Origin of the sequence: Fictibacillus sp. B-59209, assembly GCF_036216745.1 — a bacterium.
In the GTDB taxonomy this organism is placed as follows: domain Bacteria; phylum Bacillota; class Bacilli; order Bacillales; family Fictibacillaceae; genus Fictibacillus_C; species Fictibacillus_C marinisediminis.
Genome location: NZ_JARMMC010000008.1, coordinates 264,440 through 285,279 on the forward strand (window position 1 = coordinate 264,440; position 20,840 = coordinate 285,279).

Below are 20,840 nucleotides of genomic sequence, written 5' to 3' on the forward strand. Positions count from 1 at the left end.
TGAAATAAGATACCCAGAGTTCTAAAGGAGAAAACAATGATGAACGAAAAACAGATGGCAGGCGAAAAAGCTGCTGATTTCATAGAAGAAGGAATGACAATTGGCCTTGGGACAGGATCTACTGTCTATTTTATGCTTCAAAAACTGGGGGAGCGGGTAAAAGAAGGACTTCAGATTAAGGGAGTATCCACTTCAGATTCCACAACAAAATTGGCAGAGTCACTTAATATACCGCTTATCTCCATTAATGAAATCGATCAAATCGACCTTACCATTGATGGAGCAGATGAAGTAGATGCTGAATTGAATGGGATAAAAGGAGGAGGTGGCGCCCTGCTGTATGAAAAAGTAGTAGCGAGCATCTCTTCCAAAATCATATGGATCGTTGATTCCGCTAAACGGGTTGAGTCACTCGGTACATTTCCCCTGCCAGTAGAGGTGCTGCCATTCGGATCTCATCAGGTTTTCCGTCTGTTTGAAAAAGAAGGGCTCCAACCGTCTTTTCGAAAAAAGGAAGATGCTTATTTTATAACAGACAGCGGACATTATGTGATTGATTTAAAAATGGAAAGTATCAAACATCCTGAAAAAACCGCTTCTTGGCTCGATGGGATCACAGGCGTAGTGGAACATGGGCTGTTTTTAAATATGGCTGACCTTTTGATCGTAGGAAAGGCTGGCGGCCCAGCTATCATTCATCGAAAAAAATTATAATTTTAAAAAAAAAGATTGTATCAATGTGGATAATACTGTATATTCTATCTTAATAAAACTGAACGTTATGAAAAGCTTTGAAAGGAACATGAGTGATTCTGGCCGGTTGCACAGAGAGGAAGGGTGCTGAGAACTTCCCAACGCAGGAGAATCGCTTACCATCCATGAGCTGTATCGGTGAAATAAGACTAGCCTATACCGCAGCCGCTGCGTTAAAGCACTGGAGCCATCAATTCGTTGTAAAACCTCTTGATGGGAATCTGGGTGGAACCACGGGTAAAACGCACTCGTCCCTATTGCCGGGGATGGGTGGGTTTTTCTTTTTCCCTTCCCGAAATAGAAAATAGCTGTGAACAGGACAAGAATGACTCAAACCGGTTATACAGAGAAGGAAGGAAAGCTGAGAACTTCCTAACACAGGAGAGTGATTTACCGCCTGGGAGCTGAATGGGTGAAACTGGATTCCATTAGCCCATTCCGTATGAGCTGCGTTACAGCGAATGGAGCCGTCAAATGCAATTATGGCGGGAACCAGGGTGGAACCACGGGTATAAGCACGCTCGTCCCTAGATTAGGGATGGGTGTGCTTTTTGTTATTCAAAAACTAAAATGGAGGGTTATAAGATGAAAGAAAATCAGATCAGCATTCAATTTCCTGATGGTTCCGAAAAAAAGTACCCGTATGGTGTATCAATGGATGAAATTGCGGCTTCAATCAGTCCTGGTCTAAAAAAGAAGGCTGCAGCAGGAAGGATTGACGATGTCCTTTACGACTTGAGCTTCTCTGTAGAGAGGGGCGCGGCCGTAGAGATTTTAACACTTGATTCCGATGAGGGAATCAACATCATGAGGCATAGCGCTGCACATGTCCTAGCTCAGGCTGTTCAGCGGCTATATGACAATGTAAAACTTGGAGTGGGGCCGATCATTGAGAATGGATTTTACTATGACATGGATGTGCCGGTTTCGATCACACTTGAAGATCTACCTGCCATTGAAGCCGAGATGAACAAGATAATCAAAGAGAATAAAAAGATTGAGCGGATTGAGGTTTCACGGGGAGAGGCAGTGGAATATTGGCGTGGAAAAGGGGATCATTTGAAGCTGGAATTGCTCAACGATATCCCTGAGGATGAAAAGATTACATTTTATAAACAGGGAGAGTTTATGGACCTTTGCCGAGGACCGCATCTTCCTTCAACTGGCCTTATTAAAGCATTTAAGTTAACTTCTGTATCTGGAGCCTACTGGCGGGGCGATTCGGAGAATCAAATGCTGCAGCGGATCTATGGAGTTGCTTTTTCCTCAAAAAAGGAACTCGAAGAGCATCTTCTCTTTCTTGAAGAAGCAGCAAAGCGAGATCACCGCAAACTCGGAAAAGAGCTTGATCTGTTTATGTTTTCTGAAGAGGCTCCTGGAATGCCATTTTTCCTGCCAAAGGGCCAGTTGTTAAGAAATGAACTGGAACGATTTTTGAGGGAATTTCAGATGAGCCACTCCTTTGAAGAAGTAAGGACACCGCTTATGCTGAATCAGCGGCTGTGGGAGCAATCGGGCCATTGGGATCATTACAAGGAAAATATGTATTTCTCACAAGTGGATCAGGCTGGTTTTGCCTTAAAGCCGATGAACTGTCCAGGGCATATGCTCATCTATAAAAACAAACGCAGGTCGTACCGGGATCTTCCCTTAAGACTCGCAGAATTCGGCCAGGTGCACCGGCATGAATTCAGCGGAGCGCTGAACGGGCTGCTGCGTGTAAGAACATTTTGCCAGGATGATGCCCATATCTTCGTTGCACCGGATCAAATTGAAAGCGAATTAGAGTCAGTGCTTGATGTCGTGGGTGAGGTGTACCGAACTTTTGGATTTCAATTCGAGGTTGAACTCTCTACTCGTCCAGAGGATTCGATGGGGGATGAGAGGCTTTGGGAAAAGGCAGAGAATGCCCTTGAAAATGTTCTGAAGAAAGCCGGATTGAATTACAGGATCAATGAAGGTGATGGTGCATTTTACGGTCCGAAGATTGATTTTCATATCCGGGATGCCATAAACAGAAGCCATCAGTGCGCGACAGTGCAGCTGGATTTCCAGATGCCTGAAAAGTTTGATCTGTATTATATTGATGAAAAGAATGAAAAACAGCGTCCGGTCGTTATTCATCGCGCGATTCTCGGTTCAATTGACCGTTTTTTAGGAATTCTGATTGAACATTATGCAGGTGCGTTTCCATTATGGCTGGCACCGATCCAGGTGAGGGTTCTACCTGTGTCATTATTGCATCACCAGCCCTATGCAGAGGATGTGGTTCAGAGATTGAAATCTGCAGGAATAAGAGTAGAAGCTGATGTGAGAGAAGAAAAGCTGGGCTATAAAATCAGAGAAGCACAATTACAGAAGACACCCTTTATTTTAGTTGTCGGAGATGAAGAGATAAAACGCCAGGGTGTAAATGCCAGGAAATATGGAGAGGAATCTTCCGGTTTTATAGAAGTAGAACAGCTGATCAAACAGCTGCAGGAGAAAGTTGAAAATAGACAATAACCATAAAGAAGAGGAGTTTCTTATCATGCTAAAGGGGTGTGATGAGAAAGCGCCTCTTTTTTTTGTAATGGCTGTGCGAAATCAGGATATTTTAGGACAACCATTCAATTGGGAAGCAACATGGTCATTTTTTATGAAAAAATGAAGGATTTTGAGTAAATTTTCATGCTGTGGTACTTAGCCAGATGATTCAGTGGGGTATTTTGGCTTCTTCAAGATCTTTTGCTGAGGTATGAGCGCCAGACTAGTCCCTTAACCTGAAAAAATCGTAACGACATTTTTTTATTTTCAAATTTACAGGATTATTGTTCAAAAATACGATCTTTTACGAAGATCAGCCGGTTTTTTGTTTGGCAGGAAGCCTTACAGAAGAAATACTGTCCAGAAATCCCAAAATACTGTCCAAAAGCGGAATTTTACTGTCCAAAAGAAAAAAATTACTGTCCAAAACCCCAATAATACTAGCCAAACTGATATTACGGTAAACTACCTCGAAAAATGGGTTTGACATTTTCTTGAATACCAGTGTATTATGTCACTAGTACACTAGTTCATTCGAACAATGTGAAATGGAGGACTGTTTAATGAATCCTTGGTTGGGACAATTAAAAAAAGAATACAGGTTGGGAAAAGGCGGGGTGCTCGGTGCTTTAATTGCTTTGTTTTTATATTTGGGACTTGGAGTGTATACAGCATGGAGGATGGGCAAGCCTGAAACCTTTTTTGCATTTTGTGCGTTTGCGGTGATGATGCATGTAGTCTATATGGCAGGATATTTATGTGTGAGTTACTTTCTCGAGCAAAAAACACTGCATATATGGCTGCAGACCCCGATGTCTGTATGTAAGCTGCTGTTGGCAAAGCTGGTAAACGGGTTCGCGGCTCTTGCACTTTCATTATTCATTACTAGCGTTGTAACGCTTATTGCCGGAACGATGGTAATGGACATTTTTCAATTCAATTCGGATATGGCATGGTCTGATGTCATTTACATTGGCACCTTTCTAGTCATTCATATCCTGCTTATTTCTTTCTACATTGGACTAGGTTTAACGTTTTTGTGGGCGATTTATCTCGTAACCACAAAAAACCTCGGTAAAGTAAGCGGATGGGTAATCGGGCTCGGAGTCTTTTTCTTTGGGCCGTGGCTTCTCGCAAAATGGGAAGATACCAAAGTATTTGATGCTCTATTTATCTGGGGGAAAGTCAATCTTAAATATAGCGACTTCGTATATGGAGTCTTTAAGCACGTTTATATTGGCTATTATTTTTACCATCTGCTTTTGGCAATTGTACTATTTCTTGCAGCCAGCTGGTTAATCGAACGAAAAGTTGAGGTGTAGCACATGGCAGACGATTTTAATGCATCCAAACCGATATACATGCAGCTCGCCGACCGGATTAACCGCCAAATTCTTCGTAAAGAACTGGTAACCGGGCAGAAGCTGCCGTCAGTCAGGGAGATGGCGATCCAGTCGGGAGTCAACCCGAATACTGTTCAGCGAACCTACAGTGAATTAGAAAGGATGGGTAGTGTGGAATCAAAAAGGGGTCAAGGGACGTTTGTAACGGAAAACCAATCAGTATTAAACGAACTTCGGCAAAATTTGAAAAAAGAACAGATTTCATCCTTTTTTGCCGACATGAAAGAAATGGGATTTTCAGCAGAAGAAATGATGGCAGGCTTACAAGAGTTTATCTCATCCGAAGAAAGCGGTGAACAGCGTGATTGAATTTAAGAATGTGACCAAGAAATATAGAAACCATCGTGCAGTGGATAACCTTTCGCTGTCATTGCCGCAGGGGAAAATCATCGGAATTGTAGGGGAGAACGGCAGCGGGAAGTCAACAACGATGAAATTAATCTCTGGACTAATCCGGCCTTCTAAGGGCAGTGTATCAGTTGATGGGGAGGAAGTGTCCCGTAATATCAGCAGAAAAGTTTCCTATCTTTCAGAACTGGATACGTATTATTCCTTTTATACCGTTGGAGAAACGATTGATTATTACGCGTCCATATACAGTGATTTTAACCGTAGCAAGGCGGAAGAAATTCTGGACTATATGAAGCTCGACCGCAGCAAAAAAGTGAAGAACCTATCCAAAGGAAACCGGGGCCGGTTAAAGATCACTGTGACACTGGCGAGAGAAGTCCCGGTGATTCTCATGGATGAACCGCTGTCTGGGCTGGATCCTATGGTAAGGGATTCCATTGTGAAAGGTCTGCTGTCTTTTGTAGACTTTGAAACTCAAACCATCATTATTACAACACACGAGATTAAAGAGATTGAACCTATTCTTGATCTGGTCGTCTTAATTAAGGATGGAAGGGTACTCCGCATGGAAGAAGTAGAGGAAATCCGGATCCATCAGAATGTGTCCATCGTGGAATGGATGAAGAAAGAATATGAGTAATGGAGGAGAAGACAATGAGCAGAAAACCTTTGGTAGAACTGCAAGATGTGAAGAAAAAGATTGGGAAGAAAGAGATCATTCACGGATTATCGTTTGATATTTATGGGGGAGAAGTGTTTGGTTTCCTCGGACCGAATGGGGCTGGGAAGACGACAACCATTCGTATGATGGTTGGATTAATGAAGCTCAGCGGCGGAAAAATTTTAATAAACGGTAAAAATATTGAGACGGAATACAAGAAGGCGATTTCTCATATTGGTGCTATTGTTGAGAACCCTGAAATGTATAAGTTTCTTACGGGTTACCAAAACCTCATCCATTATAGCCGAATGGTGAAAGGGGTAAGCAAGACAAGGATTGCACAAGTGGTAGAACTGGTCGGATTAACAGATCGGATTCATGAAAAAGTAAAAACCTACTCGCTTGGGATGCGCCAGAGACTGGGTCTTGCACAGGCTTTGCTTCACTCTCCATCTGTTCTGATTTTAGATGAACCGACGAACGGTTTGGATCCAGCAGGTATCAGGGAAATTCGCCACTATCTTCGGGAACTGGCTGAGAAAGAAGGCATTGCTGTTATCGTATCGAGTCATCTTTTATCCGAGATGGAGCTCATGTGCGACAGGATTGCTATTATCCAGCACGGAAAACTGATCGGCGTTCAGAGCACGAAGGAATTCGTGGAAAGCGGCAGAACGAGAAAAGTGCGATTCCTTGTGGATGAAGTGGCTGCGGCACGCCATGCCGTGAGCCATCATGTGAAGGCTGAACGGATATCTCTTGGCAATGGCTATATTGAGGCAGAGATGGAAAGAGACCTGATACCAGAGGTGACAGCCACTCTTGTGGTTGAAGGACTAAAAGTCTATGGAATCTCATCAGAAACGAAAACGCTGGAAGATAAATTCTTGGAAGTGACGGGAGGAAAAGAGATTGTCTAACTTCATGGGATTGATCCGCAATGAAAATTTGAAAATATACCGGCGTATCGGAAATCTGATCATGCTTGCTTTGCTCATCGGTTTTATCGGACTGAGCGGAATCATCACAAAAACTGAAAAGTCGGCACCGGTAAAAGACAACTGGAAGCAGGAACTTAAAGCAGAAAATGCATCCATGGAAAAGACGCTGAAAAAAGAGCCGATGATGAAGAAGCATAATGAGCGCTTGATCGCGATCAACGAGTATCGTATCTCCCATAATATCAAACCGCTGGAAACGAAAAATCAATGGTCATTTGTTAGTGAAAGCCCGGATGCGATTCAGTTTATCTTAATCTTTACCATTATAATAGCGGGCGGTATGGTTGCCAGTGAATTTTCATGGGGGACGATTAAGCTGCTTCTAATTCGTCCTGTAAGCCGAACCACCATACTCGCTTCCAAATACATTTCTACTCTTCTTTATGCACTGTTGATGATTCTCATCACGTTTGTTGTATCATGGCTTCTTGGCGGAGTGCTCTTCGGGTTTGATGGAAGCCCTCAGTCCTATCTCAGTTATGCGGACGGGAAGGTCGTAGAGGAAAACATGATCTGGCACATGTGGAAAGAATACGGCTTTGCGAGCATCATGCTGCTCATGATGGCTACCTTTGCCTTCATGATGTCCACCGTATTCCGCAACAGTTCGCTAGCGATCGGTTTTTCTATCTTCTTATCACTTTCAGGCACTCTGATCGTTAACTTCTTTTCTAAGTATGACTGGGTAAAATATATATTGTTCGCTAATGTGGATTTAAAGCAGTATTTTGATGGCACACCTTTCATCAAAGGGATGACCCTGAATTTTTCATTGACTGTACTTGCAGTTTACTTCGTCATCTTCATTGCCCTTACCTGGATTGTATTCAAGAAACGTGACGTGGCTGCTTAATTAAAAAGCTCTGTTAGTCCATTTTGTTGATTTTTGGTGGGGGTGATTGAACCTCCTATTGAAAAGCAGAAGGGGCTGTCCAAGAAGTCTGTAAGCTGTTGATTTCCGTTCCAGGGTGCTCGCTTTCCGCGGGGCGTGCGGTGAGCCTCTTGGCGCTAGCGCCTGCGGGAGTCTCACCTGTCACGCTAGTCCCGCAGGAGTCTCGCACCTTCCACTTCAATCAACTTTTCATTGAAGATTTTCAAGCCAAAAAGGAGCTGCTGAAGGTCAATTTTCGACTTTCAGGACAGCCACATCCGCTTTTCAGGCGTTTCATTTGTTTCACTAATCAGCCGGCTCTTATCATCGCCAGCGATCACCCCTTATTATTGGGGAAAGACTTGAGGGTCTCTTTTAAGCATCAGTATGCGATGCCCAATATCCAAGAAAATTAACAATATGCTTTAACAAAGCCAATTAAAAAAGGAAAGGGGCTGTCCAAGAAGTCTGTAGGCTGTTGATTTCCGTTCCAGGCTGCTCGCTTTCCGCGGGGCGTGCGGNNCTTTCTGGACAGCCCCTTTCTTATTTTTCATCCTTCACGGCATCGTTTAGTTTTCTAGTGTTTCCTTTGGCATTTATAAATTCAAGAACCTGATTAAGTCCATCGGTGTCATTGGCTGTATCCTGGTTGATTTCAAGGCGTGTCTTTTCTGAGTTATTCTTCTTATTCATTATAATCAAACCTCCCTTCTTTATCCTTTCCCTTCGGTGGTGGATGCTACACGTATTGAGCGAGTCAGGAAAGCTTTCTGCTCGACCTCAGCCGGGTACGAAGGGGTGTGGCAGAGGGTTTTTTGGGTTGTGAGGTATTTCTGATAAGGCCGCTGTCTATACCATAACGCGGCCGGTGCTTGACCTCCTTAAATACTTTTCCAACATATTCCCCAACAAGTCCGATTCCCATCAGCTGAAGTCCGCCAATGAACCAGATGGACAGGATGATGGATGTCCAGCCCGGTACAGTGTATCCGTTAAACTTCTGAACTATAGCGAAAATCCCTGCGATTGCACTGAACACTAAGAATAAGAAGCCGGAAATGGTCAAGAAGCGGATTGGCTTGATGCTGAATGATGTAATTCCGTCGAACGCAAAGGCGAGCATTTTCCGAAGTGGATATTTCGATTCTCCTGCAGCTCTTTCTTTCCGGTCATAATAAACTTCTGCTGAAGAAAAGCCGAGAAGGGGGACGACCCCGCGCATGAAGAAATTTCTCTCACGGTACCGTCCAAGTTCTTCTAACGCTCTTTTGCTCAGCAGCCGGTAATCGGCATGGTTATAGATGAGTTCGACGCCCATCTTTTCCATAACTCTGTAAAACCATTGAGCAGTATGCCGTTTGAAGGCGGTGTCGTTTTTCCGTTCCCTTCGTATTCCGTAAACTACATCATGTCCTGCGCGATACTTGTGGATGAATTGCCGTATCGCCTGCACATCGTCCTGCAAATCAGCATCGATTGTGATAATGCAGTCAGAATAGGTTTTTGCCGTATCCATTCCAGCAAGGAGGGCGTTCTGGTGACCGGCATTCTTCGCCAGTTTAATTCCGTTCGCATGGTGGTTTGTTTTATGTAAAGCGGTAATAAGCTCCCATGTTTTGTCCTTGCTTCCATCATCTACAAAGAGCATGCTGCTTTCTGGAGAAATAAGTGTTTCTGAAATCATTTCTTTGAGTATGGATGTCAGTTCCCTTGCGGTGATCATGAGCACTTCCTCTTCGTTATAGCAAGGAACCACAATCGTCAAGACGGGCAATCGATTACTGTTCATTCTATGGTAAAGACCTCCTTATTTCTCATCTCTCCGCTTACTCGTAACGGGTGGCTTCAATGGCATTTGTTGTTTCTTGTAAATGACGGAGATGTTCACGGGCATGAAAAAGCCTCTTTGTCTGTTCCTCTGTCAATCCATCCGTTTGTCGGGATTGCTGAACCATTTCGTGGGCATATTCCAGCAATTGTTTCGCCTGCTGGAATTCTTCGGGATTGTTGTTTCCTTGTGATTCTTCAATGGCTTTTCTTGCATTCTCTACGCACTCTAAAGCATTGCTGTATAGGTTTTGATGATCCATCAGCCGACTCCTCCTGTTATTTTTCTTATTCTTAACATGTGTTTTGGAGAATTTTGTTATACGTTTATGCCATAAATCCCATCACAAAAAAGGCGTACAAGTTCTGATAGCTGAATAAACTTGTACAAACAGAAATTACAGGCGGAGGTTTTCAGTGGGGATTTTACTTAAATACATGCTTTTAGGATTGTCGTTGGCCGCTCCAATTGGACCAATTAATGCTGCACAGATGGATAAAGGTATACGAAGCGGTTTCTGGCATGCCTGGATGGTGGGACTTGGAGCAACGACAGCAGATGCAATCTACATGGCTCTTGTTTATATGGGATTGGTTCATTTTTTGGATGCTCCCGTCATCAAAGCCTTTCTCTGGCTGTTTGGGTGTTTTGTTTTAATCTACACAGGCATTGAAAGCTTTCAAAGTTCTGGAGTGATGGTTCTTTCAAAAAAGCAGGGAAGCGAAAAAACATGGAGATGTTTCTTATCAGGCTTTTTCATGTCACTGACCAATCCTCTGACTATTCTTTTTTGGCTTGGCATTTATGGTTCTGTTCTGGCAGAGACAGCGTCGACTTATCATAAACAGCAGCTTTTTCTGATCAGCGGGGCGATTTTCAGCGGAATTTTGCTTTGGGATTTTACGATGGCTCTTGTAGCCAGCAGTTTCAGGCGGTATTTGGCAGATTCCTTGCTTAAATTGATCTCACGTATATCTGGCCTTTCACTCATCTGCTTCGGCTGTTATTTCGGATATCAGGCCTTTAAATTTTTATGGAATTAGGCAGTGCCTTTTTGAGAAGATAATATAGAGGATCATTTGGGTATACAATGGTAGAGAAGGGAGATGAGTCAATGGGTGTGGCAGGAAGTTGAGACTCTATAAATGGATTTGCTATTTACTTGCACTATTCAATCTGGCTGATGCTTTCCTGACCTACAGGCTTCTGAAGCACGGCGGGGAAGAATTAAACCCGGTCATGCGGCTTCTCTTTGATTTTCATCCATTTGCCTTTATAGCGGTGAAAATTTTGTTTTCGTTCCTTGTTTTGCTTCTGTCTTTTTTACCGCTTCGCAGCAAGATAAAGTTTTTTGTTTACATTGCTTTTTTTGTCTACCTTTTAATAATGGGCTGGCATATCTACATACTGCTGATTTTGTCCATGCAATAAAGAAGCGCACAGACTCAGTCTGTGCGCTTGTTTTATGATTCCTTGATAAAGAAGGATCGATGTTTGTCCATTATTTCTTTGTAATCTGAAGTTACTTTGTCCTGAGAAATCCCCAGGCTGGAACTGATGTAGTCTATATACTTTTCATCCGGCATAAGCCATGAATTGTACTGTCGTTTCAAGTAATTTTCTGCAGACTGAAATTCCTCAAATGATTTCGGTACGGGAAGGCTGTTATGAATAAGCTTCCATTGTTTGTCGCTTGTTTGAAAGAGGTTTGTAATTTCTCTATTGTAATTAATAAATAGTGTACCATAGACATTTTCTCGCACGTTCCATTCGTTGTCGTGTGCATCACGACGTCTTGGCGGAATCTCAAAGGCAGGAAGAACGAAGCGCTGGAATCCTTCAGGTGTCAGGGTGCATCCAGAGGCTTTCGGATGTCCGCCGCCACCGAACTGTGCTGCATACTTTGACACGTCGACGTGGTCATATATCGTACGGAAACCGGCTCTTTTTCCGCCGATGTTTAAGATCACGATCAGATCAAGATGCGGATTTTCGCGGTTCAGTTCATTGCCAAGCTCTGAATGATGGCTTTCCGCATGAACGATTCCGATTCGATACGGTTCCCCGCCAGTCTTGTAAACCGTATCCCATGTTTCAGCCATTTGTCTTTGCTTTTTCTTAATATACGCTTTTCGGCTGTCTTCTTCGAGCTGAAGTATTGTTTCTTCCGTTTCGGAAAAATGGAAGTGTTCTTCTGTTTTTAACCGTTCCAGCATATTTTTTTCAAATTCACCCGGAGGCAGCAAAAAGAAAAGGTCGTTTAGCCGCTTGGCATTTTCGTTTTCATTCTCAAACCATTCCCACGTATCATACTGTCTGACGAGCTCTACAAATTCTTTTAATGCTCCTTGGTCCTTCAACAGACCTTTCTTTATATAATGTTCATAAAGGAGAGAGGTAGCAGAGGTGAGCTTGCCATCCTCTTGTTTTGTCTGAACAAGACCCCATTCAAATTTATTTAAATGATCGGCAGTCACATGATGATCGATGAGCTGCACTTCTCGCCCACTTTCGTACCGTGACTGAAGTTTTCCAGCGAGTTCATCATTTACTGCAATATCCGTTATGTATACCGGTTTTTTTTCCTGCTCTGGATCAAGCAAAAAATCAGAAACACGGCGATTAATATTATCATGCGAGCAGTAAAACGTTTCTACATTTTCTTCTCCCAATGCAAGCATGGCAACGATGCCGCATGACTTCCCATCAAGGTCATTATGTGAAAAAAGTTTCATTTCACTAACGCCTCCTTTCTCAATTCCATATTCAATAGTATAGGCACGAGCCCTTTCTTTCAACCGAAAAAAGGATTTTTCTCACAGCCTAAGAAATAATAGTGGGTTGTCCGTCATTTTTACAGGTGAAAGGAAGAAAAAATGTTAAAGTTAAATACATTGATGAATTTCTAAAAGAATAGAATAAGGCGATATATAAAACACGCTTAGGATGATTTCCTAAGCGTGTTATTTCACATCAATCACTGGCTGGTATTGTTCGGAGACGATGAAATCATCCTCCATTAAAACGTAAGGATGTGTTTCCATCAAAATCGTTTTGAGGTAGTCTGGCATTCTCTCTCCTTCGTATGCACAAATTAATGGGAACGACAGCTGTTTTACAGCTTTGTCTACTATTTTCTCAAAATCTTCTATTAGATGCAGAGGATCTTCCATTGTGGCCCACTCCACATGTGCCCATGATCGGAAAGAGATTTTCTTTTCCATATATGGCTGTACCGTTTTATTGAAGTAATCAAAGATTGCAGGAGGATGATAACTGCCACTTGAATAATAGAAATCGAAATTGTTTACACGGTGAACGAATTCCATTTGATCTTTCGTTAACCTTGTGCTCAGTTCATTGTGAATCATACGGTAAACACGTTCATTTTCAATAAGAATAACGTAATCTCCCGCCACAACGCCATCTTGAATAAAACTTACAACTTGTTCAATATAATACTTCATTCCATTATAGGAATACAGAACATGAACACTCTTTTGGTCCTTAAACAACTGGTTCATTTTGCTTTTCAAGTAATCACACCTTCTTTCCTGTATAACCTCCATTATATTTGATTTCTGTGAATAATGCTAAGAAAGAAAAAGGTGCTTTCTTTAACTGATACAGCGAATCTAAAGAAGATCAAGATGATTAAACAGAAATAGTTAACTTCAACTTTTTAATAGGCTCTTTACTAAAAGATTATTGCTTACGGAACATTTTTGTAAAGACTCCATTGATAAGTTGATTGGAGTGGAAGGTGCGAGACTCCTGCGGGAGAAGCGGGACAGGTGAGACCCACAGGCGCCTGCGCCGAGGAGGCTCACCGCGCGCCCCGCGGAAAGCGAGCAGCCTGGAACGGAAATCAACAGCTTACAGACTTCTTGGACAGCCCCTTCTATTTTNNAGCAGCCTGGAACGGAAATCAACACCCCCAATAGCAACAAAGAATACGAAAACAGACTTTTATTAAGATAAACTGTTAAGGTGGATTAAATATGAGGTGATATTATGCATCAAGCTGTTTATGTTAAAGAGGCTTTTACATTGTTTGATAAGATTAACAAGCATTTAGTGAAAAAGCTGCATACCATCGTAATAGAGATAAGAATGATCAAGAATACACGATAAAAGACAGCCATTTGGAGAAATAGCCGGAGATGTCTTTAAAGGACTTAATTATAGACTTGTTTACTGCCTATGAAAATATCGCCTTTTTATTGAGTATTGGAATTAACATTATCATCAGTTTATTGGGAGTCGTACCAAGTGTGTTTTTAACAGCTGCGAATTTAACAGTATTTGGGTTTGGGGAAGGAATGGCTGTTTCATTTATTGGTGAAGCCTTTGGTGCAGTGATTTCTTTTATATTGTATAGAAAAGGATTTTGCAAAGCAGTGAATATGAGAGGTACAATTTTTGCGTGCGTTTTTATTGCAATGACATGGAAAAAGGTGAAAACGAAATAATTGAGGGAATTTATATCCCTAGATTTGAATCTATTTACCTAAAAGGTAAGTTGCAAGCATAAAAAAAGCTTTAATTCCGGCATCAAACGAATTTAGAATAGAACTAAATTCTCATTTTTCTGAAAACGGTTGTTTTTGGACATATATAGTGCTAAAATGATGCAAACACCTATTCCCATACCCCTCAGAAGTTAATGTCAAAGGAAGGGAGGCAGCCGGCAACGGTTATTCCAGATTCTTTTAAAGGCATAGCTTATTTACACTTACCGCTCCCTGTCACTTTTCAATGTTTATTACATCTTTACCTGTTGCATCATCACCTATATAAAGGAGGAAGGACTTATGAGTGAAGTTCGTTTAATTCCTTTTAAGTTAGAAGAAGTGCTGCAGACTGCCGGTGAAGAAATTCCGTATGGTATACAAATGATCAACGCTCCTGCGGCATGGGATCAGGGAAATAAGGGAAAAGATGTTGTCGTTGCCGTTCTTGATACAGGCTGTGATGTAAATCATCCTGATTTAAAAGACCGTGTCATTGGGGGGAGGAATTTTACCAGCGATGATCCAGAAGACTATTTGGATGGACACTATCATGGGACACATGTTGCCGGGACGATAGCAGCATCCATTAATAAGCTTGGAGTTGCAGGAGTAGCACCAGAGGCGAAACTTTTAATTCTTCGAGTGCTCGGCGCTGATGGAAGCGGAAGCTACCAGGGAATCATTGACGCCATTAACTACGCTGTAGAATGGCGAGGGGAGAATGGAGAAAGAGTCAGGGTGATGTCCATGTCCCTGGGTGGGCCTGACGATGTACCTGAAATGCATGAGGCAATTAAGAATGCTACAGCCAACAATGTGATGGTTGTCTGCGCGGCTGGAAATGAAGGAGATTCAAGTGAGAGGTCAGATGAGCATGCTTATCCAGGCTATTATAAAGAAGTCGTGCAAGTAGGCGCAGTGGATGAACAAAAGCATTTGGCGGACTTTTCGAATACGAACGATGAAATTGATTTAGTAGCACCCGGCGTAAACGTGCTTTCCACGTATCCAGGTGAAAAGTATGCCAAGCTGTCAGGAACTTCCATGGCAACTCCGCACGTTTCAGGTGCATTAGCTGTACTGATTTTAAAAGAAGAAGCCGAATTTGGCAGGGAACTCACCGACCCAGAGATTTATGCCCAGCTTTGTAAAAATACACAATCCATTGGACTTACCAAAAAAGGGGAAGGCAATGGTTTACTTTATTTGGGTATGGAATCCAGAAAAGAAGCTAGCCAGAAAGAAGAAAAAAATGTAACCGTTCCAAAGTAAAATGACAATCCCATTTTAAAAGGGAGGATGTTGTTGATGGCGGTGTATAAGGTATTGTCCTTAATGATCAGCTTTGCCATGCTTACACTGAGAATGGTGGAGGAACGTAACCGCAGAAGCAAAAAAACATCCGCTCACCGAGACAAGGAACGGCCCGAACGTAAACGGGTGTAATTATAGAAAAAGCTGATCCTCACGAAGAGATCAGCTTTTTTATCTGCTTATTTTTTAACTTTATAAGTCGTAGCATTGCTTGTGTTCTTTGCTTTGTCGGTTGCTGTAACGGAAAGAATTGTACCCGCTCTTTGAGCTTTCATCTTCACTTTATATTTTCCGTATTTGTCAGCAATGTTCTTGCCAAGCGTTGTCTTACCTTTCTTTACTAGAACGGTAGAGTATGCTTCTGCTGAGCCGCCTACCGTTGTTGTTTTTGAGGTGATGGCAGAAACCTTTGGAGCAGAAGGTGCTGTCTTATCAGCGACTTTAACGGAGAATGCAGGACTAACCGCATTCAAGCTGTCTTGATAGGTTACAGATAGTATGGTTCCGGCTTTTTGTTTAGGAATAACAAGATTAAAAACACCTTTTGAGTCAGCATTCTTGGAGATGATTGTTTTGCTCCCCTTTTTGACTGTTACCTTCATGCCTTTCGGTGCTTTACCTGAAAGACTTGTATCATTATCATCAACTGGATTGACAGAAGGCTTGGACATTGCTTTGGTGATGTAAGCAGATGAGATATACCATGTGCCCTTTTCACCCGGAACAGTTACAGGAAACCAGACAAACTGATTGATGCTCTTTGGTGTTTGATCATACTTAAAGCTATCTGTGATCGTTAAAGGGGTATTTTTTTTAATGTATTTAGAAGAGCTTTCTGTCGTTGGAGCTTTTCTTATCTTCACGTGTGTGAATGAATGGTCATCCCAGCTAGTTTTGGCTTTGTCGTTCTTCTTCATTAAATATCTTGAAGCATGAAGCCTTTTGGTTATGCTGTAAGATTTTGTTATAAACTTAATATTGTTAGATTTGGTTGGATCATATTGAAAATCATTTGTTGAGAAAGCTGGTTTTTGGAGGTTTGTATTCCCTAAGAAACTGTCCGCATTCAAGAGAGACATTACTTTTTCCTGGTAAGCATTTGCAGTACAGCAGGCAACTCGGAATTCTTATACTTAGAGGCAAGAAGGTTAACTCCGAAAGCTATGTTGTACGGGATGCTATATTTTAGCTTTTCTAGTTTTACAGGATCATAGTTTTTCGGAACGGTAATCTGCATAATACCAATACCGTTATCATGTGAGATGACGGGCTGACCCTTTTTATCGAACTGCTTCCATCCATTGTTTTCTTTTGAGGCAACAGCCTTCACGATCTCCGGTGGTATGCCGGCTTGGAGTGCTGCGTCTGTCAGCAAACAGTTCATATGCTGAAAACTGGGATTGGTTCCTTTTTTTAAAGTGCCGAATGAAGTGCATTTTGCCTGGATATCCGTCGTTTCCGCAGCATGTGCATCATTCGCAGGCCACAGACCGATGGCGAGGCAGCCTGCCATACCAGCTTTTAAAAGCAAAGATTTCATTTCCTGTCCTCCGTCTCTATTAATCTCTTTATATTCTACCATAATTTTCAAGTTTAATTGTGTGAAATAATTGAAGGTATTGGAATCGTGAGAAGGATTCTGAGGGCTATTAAAGAATATAGTAGACAGACATCGATAAAGGAGGCGGTTTTTATGTCAAACCAAAATCAATTTATACAAAGGAAAGATCTAGTTTAGTTAAAAATTGAGGAGATGAGTGCTTGAAACAAGCCTTGCTAGTAATTGATGCGCAGCAGGAGTTGCTGGACGGAAAAAAAGAAAATGAAGAAGTTTATCAAAAAGAACAGCTGATCCAAACGATAAATAACGTCATTGGTAAAGCGATGAACTTAGACGTACCGATCTTGTTTGTTAGAGATAAGGATGTCGCATCTGGTGAGGGAAAAGGATTTCTTGTTCATAAGGACATCAATGTGCCTGACGATTCCCCTGTTTTCGATAAGAAAGCAACCAATGCCTTTTATGGCACAGATCTGCTGGAATTTTTGAGAACGAACGAAATGAAGCATCTCGTGATTATGGGATGCAAGACAGAGCATTGCATCGATTCGGCAGTAAGGATGGCCACTGTGCAAGGATTTGATGTAACCCTTGTAAAAGAAGGGCATTCGACAACGAATTCAAAAACGCTGAACGCCGACCAGATCATTGCCCACCACAATGAGATCCTTCACGGTCATTACAATGTCGATCACTTTTCCATCGTAAGAAGTGCTGACGAAGATGTGTTTAAACCTATACATGACAACTACCGATAAGCTTTAGCTGAAACGGGGAGACCTTATTTACAGGGTCTCTTTTTGTTTGAACTTTCTTAATACAAATTTTGATGTACCTTGCAGAGTATCACCACTAACTGATGCTTCCAGAGACCCTCAAGTCTTTTTCTACGAAAGAGGGTGGGATAGCTGGCGAGGAGCCAGCTGTTCTGTGTAACAGATGAAGAGCCTGAAAATCAGACGGGGAGCAGCTTGCTGATCCCCGTCTGATTTTCAATCCCACCCTATACATTTCAAGCTCCATAGTTTAACCAGCGTTCATATTAAGAAAGACTTAAGATTTATGCTCGCAGATTGTTAAGATTTACAGGTTAAGATACAGGTAATCCCAAAAAAAGGAACATGATATAATTTTGAAAGGAGTGTGAGAAACCATGAGCGAATTCACAGTGCTGGTTGTAGATGATGAAAAAGAAATACGCGATGCGATAGAAATTTATTTGAAGAATGAAAAGATGACGGTTATTCAGGCGGCTGATGGCCTGGAAGCAATTGAAAAGCTTAATGAAAAAGTCATTCATTTAATCATACTGGACATTATGATGCCTCGGCTTGATGGCATAGCGGCAACCTTTAAAATCCGGGAACAGAAAAATATCCCCATTATCATGCTGAGTGCCAAAAGTGAAGATACCGATAAAATCCTCGGCCTTCAGATTGGAGCTGATGATTATATGACAAAGCCTTTTAATCCGATTGAGCTGATCGCCAGAGTGAAATCACAGCTTCGAAGGTACATGACGTTAGGGAATTATGAAGGCAAAAGTAATGTTATCAACCTAAATGGGCTTACTCTTGATAAAGAGGCAAGGGAAGTCGCGGTTCTTGGGGAAGCAGTAAAGCTGACCCCTATTGAGTACAAGATTGTAGAGCTATTAATGTCCCATCCTGGAAGAGTGTTTTCCATTCATGATATTTATGAGAGGGTGTGGCAGGAGCCTTGCTACAATGCAGAAAATACGGTCGCCGTACATATTCGGAAGATCAGGGAAAAGATCGAAATCGATCCGAAAAATCCAAGATATTTAAAGGTGGTATGGGGTATTGGATACAAGATGGAAAAGTAAACTTGGCCAGGTGGCCTGGGTGATATTATTTACGATAGGATTGAGCGGTACGCTGGCATTTCTGAATCATTGGGATACTTATATGGGAAAAAGTTATTTTGAAACAGATGAATTTAAGGGTGAGTTCGAAACCTTTCTAGGCTACCTTCATATTTATGAGGTGAGTAACCTGACGAGTGAGGAGCTCAAGGGTAAAATTACGGTTTCCAAAAAGGAAATAAAGGAATACCGATACAGAAATGGTGACTTATCGGAGCAAATTTCAAGCATTCAAGACCAGTTCAGACCCCAGCTTGAAGAAGCCAACACGAACCATGATAAAAAGCTGGAATCTTATTTTAAAAAACAAAGAGATAAAAAGATTGAAGACATTCAAAAGAACTTTGAAAGCGATAAGTATGTTAAGCAAAAAGTAACGAAAGAAAAAGAAGAGCAAATCGATCAATTTATTGAAAATAAGAAAGCCGTTCAACAAGAATTCCAGAAGTGGCAATCTTCTTTTGAATATTATTTGCAAAACAATGAAACAGCAGAAGTTTTTACAAATTTAACAGCAGCTAATAAAGAAGATGCATACAAAAAGCTGGAAAGCAGTAATATGCTGTACCTGCAAAATTATACTGGCGAAAAAAATAGTTACTTGTCCATTTCTGATTATTCGCCTTCTTTATATGATGAGGGGGATTCACAACAAGCAGCCATGGGAATTCTGGCAGATGATCATTCTGTTCTAGAAGGGAAAATTGGTGTCCCGAAGGCTTTGCCAGCAGACAGCATGTTATATGATCAGTACAAAATGTTCAAAAGAAACCAACAGTTCTTTTTCCTTTATAGTGCGGCAGGACTAATCGCTTTATGTGTCAGTATTTGGCAGGCGAAAAAACATCAGCTGCTGCGGTTAATCGCTCACTCACCCTATATAACGCTTTATAAAAAAATACCTGTTGATCTAAAAATCGGCTGTATGATTATTTCTGCTATTGTGTTCTTTATCTCACTTGGGGTTGCGACTGATTACAATATTTATGGATCTTATGCCAGCATGATTGATGAAGCGGTCATCACTATTGGATTCGCAACCTTTATTACTGGATTGACCCTCATCCAGCTGATCTGGCTCATTTCCGAATGGAAAGAAAGCGGTTGGACTAAAGGATATTGGAAAACTTCTTTAACCTATCGTTTCTGGCATGATTTAGAGAAGTTCTTCCATTTTCGAAGTCTTGCTTTCCAATACTTGATCTTACTAATCGTCATTTTCGCATCCGGATTTGGAGTAGGCTTTGTTTTATATCAAGTTCAGCTGGTCGGTTTATATCTTGTTCTATTTATGGTCGTAACGGTTCCTGTTTTGATGTTCTCGCTCAAAAAAATCTCTTATTTCAACAGAATCATCCTCCATTCAAGCGAACTTGCGGCAGGGAACATGGAGCCGGATTTAAAGGCGAAAGGGAGTTCTGCTCTGGCAGGTTTGGCCCGAAATATCAATACGCTGAAACATGGAGTTAAGTCTCTCCAAAAATCGGAGGCAAAGAGTGAACGGCTCAAAACAGAACTGATTACAAATGTAAGCCACGATCTCAGGACCCCACTGACTTCCATTATTACGTATACAGAGCTTTTAAAGACTCCTGATCTAGATGGAGAGAGCAGGGAAGCCTACGTGCAGATCATTGATAAAAAGTCAAAACGGTTAAAGGTTTTGATAGAAGATCTGTTTGAAGCTTCCAAGATGGCAAGCGGAAGTATTGAACTTATGAAGGCTAGAGTGGATATCGTTCAGCTGCTGCAGCAGGCATTGGCTGAGTACGATGAAGCGATTGAACAATCAACCCTCCAAATCAGGATGTCTGCTTCCGAACAGTCGATTGATGCGTATGTTGATGGACAAAAAATTTGGCGGGTGTTTGACAATCTGATTGGAAACATCCTTAAATATTCTCTTGAGAACACACGTGTGTATATAGCGATTGAAAAAAGGCAGGATATAGCCGTTCTTTTCTTTAAGAATGTCTCGAAATATGAATTGGGAGGCAACACAGAAGAATTGTTTGAACGATTCAAGCGCGGAGATACCTCTCGTCATACAGAAGGCTCTGGACTGGGGCTGGCGATCGCAAAATCCATTATTGATCTTCACGAGGGCAGCATGGACGTTGAAGCAGACGGCGATCTTTTCAAAGTAACCATTGAACTTGATTTAGCATAAAG

The 20,840-nt window shown here is 41.8% G+C and carries 21 protein-coding genes, 1 pseudogene and 1 other annotated feature; of the genes and pseudogenes, 15 read left to right on the top strand and 7 right to left on the bottom strand.

Going from position 1 to position 20,840, the window contains the following annotated elements:
• The first annotated feature begins 39 nt into the window (after positions 1-39).
• The 7 genes from rpiA to P4361_RS06725 all read left to right on the top strand — a co-directional run bounded on the left by rpiA (position 40) and on the right by P4361_RS06725 (position 7,548).
• A complete protein-coding gene (rpiA, locus tag P4361_RS06695; protein WP_328088789.1) occupies positions 40-714 on the top strand; it encodes a ribose-5-phosphate isomerase RpiA in 675 nt (224 codons plus the stop codon).
• Between the two features lie 340 nt (positions 715-1,054).
• Positions 1,055-1,285 (top strand) — a binding site (T-box leader).
• 53 nt (positions 1,286-1,338) lie between these two features.
• Positions 1,339-3,258 (top strand): threonine--tRNA ligase, encoded by a 1,920-nt coding sequence (gene thrS / locus P4361_RS06700; RefSeq protein ID WP_328088698.1) that lies wholly within the window; start codon positions 1,339-1,341, stop codon positions 3,256-3,258.
• A 584-nt stretch (positions 3,259-3,842) separates the two neighbouring features.
• Positions 3,843-4,601 (top strand): hypothetical protein, encoded by a 759-nt coding sequence (locus P4361_RS06705; RefSeq protein WP_256225408.1) that lies wholly within the window; start codon positions 3,843-3,845, stop codon positions 4,599-4,601.
• A gap of 3 nt (positions 4,602-4,604) precedes the next feature.
• Positions 4,605-4,991, top strand: coding sequence for a GntR family transcriptional regulator (locus P4361_RS06710; protein WP_053354978.1), 387 nt, complete (start codon positions 4,605-4,607; stop codon positions 4,989-4,991).
• On the top strand, positions 4,984-5,673 hold the full coding sequence (locus P4361_RS06715; protein WP_328088699.1) for an ABC transporter ATP-binding protein: 690 nt from the start codon (positions 4,984-4,986) through the stop codon (positions 5,671-5,673). The genes P4361_RS06710 and P4361_RS06715 overlap by 8 nt, the downstream gene beginning before the upstream one ends.
• Before the next feature lie 14 nt (positions 5,674-5,687).
• Positions 5,688-6,614: an ABC transporter ATP-binding protein gene (locus P4361_RS06720; protein ID WP_328088700.1), complete on the top strand. Its 927-nt coding sequence runs from the start codon at positions 5,688-5,690 to the stop codon at positions 6,612-6,614.
• A gap of 4 nt (positions 6,615-6,618) precedes the next feature.
• Entirely contained in the window at positions 6,619-7,548 is a 930-nt protein-coding gene (locus tag P4361_RS06725) for an ABC transporter permease (RefSeq protein WP_328088791.1), read from the top strand.
• A gap of 561 nt (positions 7,549-8,109) precedes the next feature.
• Here the strand turns inward: P4361_RS06725 and P4361_RS06730 are convergent.
• From P4361_RS06730 to P4361_RS06740, 3 genes are all read right to left on the bottom strand, one after another.
• The gene (locus P4361_RS06730) at positions 8,110-8,259 is read right to left on the bottom strand and encodes a hypothetical protein (RefSeq protein ID WP_156418799.1); all 150 of its coding nucleotides are present in this window, start codon (positions 8,257-8,259) and stop codon (positions 8,110-8,112) included.
• Positions 8,260-8,323: 64 nt separating this feature from the next.
• The gene (locus P4361_RS06735) at positions 8,324-9,355 is read right to left on the bottom strand and encodes a glycosyltransferase family 2 protein (protein ID WP_328088701.1); all 1,032 of its coding nucleotides are present in this window, start codon (positions 9,353-9,355) and stop codon (positions 8,324-8,326) included.
• 37 nt (positions 9,356-9,392) lie between these two features.
• Complete coding sequence (locus P4361_RS06740; protein ID WP_053354974.1) at positions 9,393-9,656, bottom strand: hypothetical protein; 264 nt, start codon at positions 9,654-9,656, stop codon at positions 9,393-9,395.
• A 154-nt stretch (positions 9,657-9,810) separates the two neighbouring features.
• Between P4361_RS06740 and P4361_RS06745 the strand changes: the two genes are divergently transcribed.
• Together P4361_RS06745 and P4361_RS06750 are read left to right on the top strand one after the other, a co-directional pair.
• Complete coding sequence (locus tag P4361_RS06745; RefSeq protein WP_328088702.1) at positions 9,811-10,437, top strand: LysE family transporter; 627 nt, start codon at positions 9,811-9,813, stop codon at positions 10,435-10,437.
• Positions 10,438-10,525: 88 nt separating this feature from the next.
• Positions 10,526-10,825: a DUF5658 family protein gene (locus tag P4361_RS06750; RefSeq protein ID WP_053354972.1), complete on the top strand. Its 300-nt coding sequence runs from the start codon at positions 10,526-10,528 to the stop codon at positions 10,823-10,825.
• 32 nt (positions 10,826-10,857) lie between these two features.
• On the opposite strand, the gene P4361_RS06755 is transcribed toward P4361_RS06750, so the two are convergent.
• Both P4361_RS06755 and P4361_RS06760 read right to left on the bottom strand, forming a co-directional pair.
• On the bottom strand, positions 10,858-12,129 hold the full coding sequence (locus tag P4361_RS06755; protein WP_256225412.1) for a DHH family phosphoesterase: 1,272 nt from the start codon (positions 12,127-12,129) through the stop codon (positions 10,858-10,860).
• Positions 12,130-12,357: 228 nt separating this feature from the next.
• On the bottom strand, positions 12,358-12,930 hold the full coding sequence (locus P4361_RS06760) for an MEDS domain-containing protein (RefSeq protein ID WP_328088703.1): 573 nt from the start codon (positions 12,928-12,930) through the stop codon (positions 12,358-12,360).
• 627 nt (positions 12,931-13,557) lie between these two features.
• Here P4361_RS06760 and P4361_RS06765 point away from each other — a divergent pair.
• The 3 genes and pseudogenes from P4361_RS06765 to P4361_RS06775 form a co-directional block, all read left to right on the top strand.
• Positions 13,558-13,791, top strand: a pseudogene (locus P4361_RS06765) (hypothetical protein); the annotation flags it as partial.
• 417 nt (positions 13,792-14,208) lie between these two features.
• Entirely contained in the window at positions 14,209-15,180 is a 972-nt protein-coding gene (locus P4361_RS06770; protein WP_091006122.1) for a S8 family peptidase, read from the top strand.
• Positions 15,181-15,216: 36 nt separating this feature from the next.
• Complete coding sequence (locus P4361_RS06775) at positions 15,217-15,354, top strand: hypothetical protein (protein WP_328088704.1); 138 nt, start codon at positions 15,217-15,219, stop codon at positions 15,352-15,354.
• Between the two features lie 47 nt (positions 15,355-15,401).
• Here the strand turns inward: P4361_RS06775 and P4361_RS06780 are convergent, their stop codons facing one another.
• Positions 15,402-16,139 carry an Ig-like domain-containing protein gene (locus P4361_RS06780; RefSeq protein WP_328088706.1) on the bottom strand — a complete coding sequence of 246 codons (738 nt, stop codon included), beginning with the start codon at positions 16,137-16,139 and terminating at the stop codon, positions 15,402-15,404.
• A 161-nt stretch (positions 16,140-16,300) separates the two neighbouring features.
• Positions 16,301-16,762: a hypothetical protein gene (locus P4361_RS06785; RefSeq protein ID WP_328088708.1), complete on the bottom strand. Its 462-nt coding sequence runs from the start codon at positions 16,760-16,762 to the stop codon at positions 16,301-16,303.
• Positions 16,763-16,983: 221 nt separating this feature from the next.
• Between P4361_RS06785 and P4361_RS06790 the strand changes: the two genes are divergently transcribed.
• The 3 genes from P4361_RS06790 (at position 16,984) to P4361_RS06800 (ending at position 20,838) form a co-directional block, all read left to right on the top strand.
• A complete protein-coding gene (locus P4361_RS06790) occupies positions 16,984-17,541 on the top strand; it encodes an isochorismatase family protein (RefSeq protein WP_091006126.1) in 558 nt (185 codons plus the stop codon).
• Between the two features lie 395 nt (positions 17,542-17,936).
• Complete coding sequence (locus P4361_RS06795; protein WP_062231051.1) at positions 17,937-18,629, top strand: response regulator transcription factor; 693 nt, start codon at positions 17,937-17,939, stop codon at positions 18,627-18,629.
• Positions 18,607-20,838 (top strand): histidine kinase dimerization/phospho-acceptor domain-containing protein, encoded by a 2,232-nt coding sequence (locus tag P4361_RS06800; protein WP_328088710.1) that lies wholly within the window; start codon positions 18,607-18,609, stop codon positions 20,836-20,838. The genes P4361_RS06795 and P4361_RS06800 overlap by 23 nt, the downstream gene beginning before the upstream one ends.
• Positions 20,839-20,840 lie beyond the last annotated feature (2 nt).

Coding starts and splice junctions, on each gene's coding strand:
- P4361_RS06710 (WP_053354978.1), top strand. CDS start 4,605: ATGGCAGACGATTTTAATGCATCCAAACCGATATACATGCAGCTCGCC.
- P4361_RS06775 (WP_328088704.1), top strand. CDS start 15,217: ATGGCGGTGTATAAGGTATTGTCCTTAATGATCAGCTTTGCCATGCTT.
- P4361_RS06720 (WP_328088700.1), top strand. CDS start 5,688: ATGAGCAGAAAACCTTTGGTAGAACTGCAAGATGTGAAGAAAAAGATT.
- P4361_RS06725 (WP_328088791.1), top strand. CDS start 6,619: ATGGGATTGATCCGCAATGAAAATTTGAAAATATACCGGCGTATCGGA.
- P4361_RS06780 (WP_328088706.1), bottom strand. CDS start 16,139: ATGAAGAAGAACGACAAAGCCAAAACTAGCTGGGATGACCATTCATTC.
- rpiA (WP_328088789.1), top strand. CDS start 40: ATGAACGAAAAACAGATGGCAGGCGAAAAAGCTGCTGATTTCATAGAA.
- P4361_RS06705 (WP_256225408.1), top strand. CDS start 3,843: ATGAATCCTTGGTTGGGACAATTAAAAAAAGAATACAGGTTGGGAAAA.
- P4361_RS06785 (WP_328088708.1), bottom strand. CDS start 16,762: ATGAAATCTTTGCTTTTAAAAGCTGGTATGGCAGGCTGCCTCGCCATC.
- P4361_RS06795 (WP_062231051.1), top strand. CDS start 17,937: ATGAGCGAATTCACAGTGCTGGTTGTAGATGATGAAAAAGAAATACGC.
- P4361_RS06755 (WP_256225412.1), bottom strand. CDS start 12,129: ATGAAACTTTTTTCACATAATGACCTTGATGGGAAGTCATGCGGCATC.
- P4361_RS06770 (WP_091006122.1), top strand. CDS start 14,209: ATGAGTGAAGTTCGTTTAATTCCTTTTAAGTTAGAAGAAGTGCTGCAG.
- P4361_RS06735 (WP_328088701.1), bottom strand. CDS start 9,355: ATGAACAGTAATCGATTGCCCGTCTTGACGATTGTGGTTCCTTGCTAT.
- P4361_RS06730 (WP_156418799.1), bottom strand. CDS start 8,259: ATGAATAAGAAGAATAACTCAGAAAAGACACGCCTTGAAATCAACCAG.
- P4361_RS06740 (WP_053354974.1), bottom strand. CDS start 9,656: ATGGATCATCAAAACCTATACAGCAATGCTTTAGAGTGCGTAGAGAAT.
- thrS (WP_328088698.1), top strand. CDS start 1,339: ATGAAAGAAAATCAGATCAGCATTCAATTTCCTGATGGTTCCGAAAAA.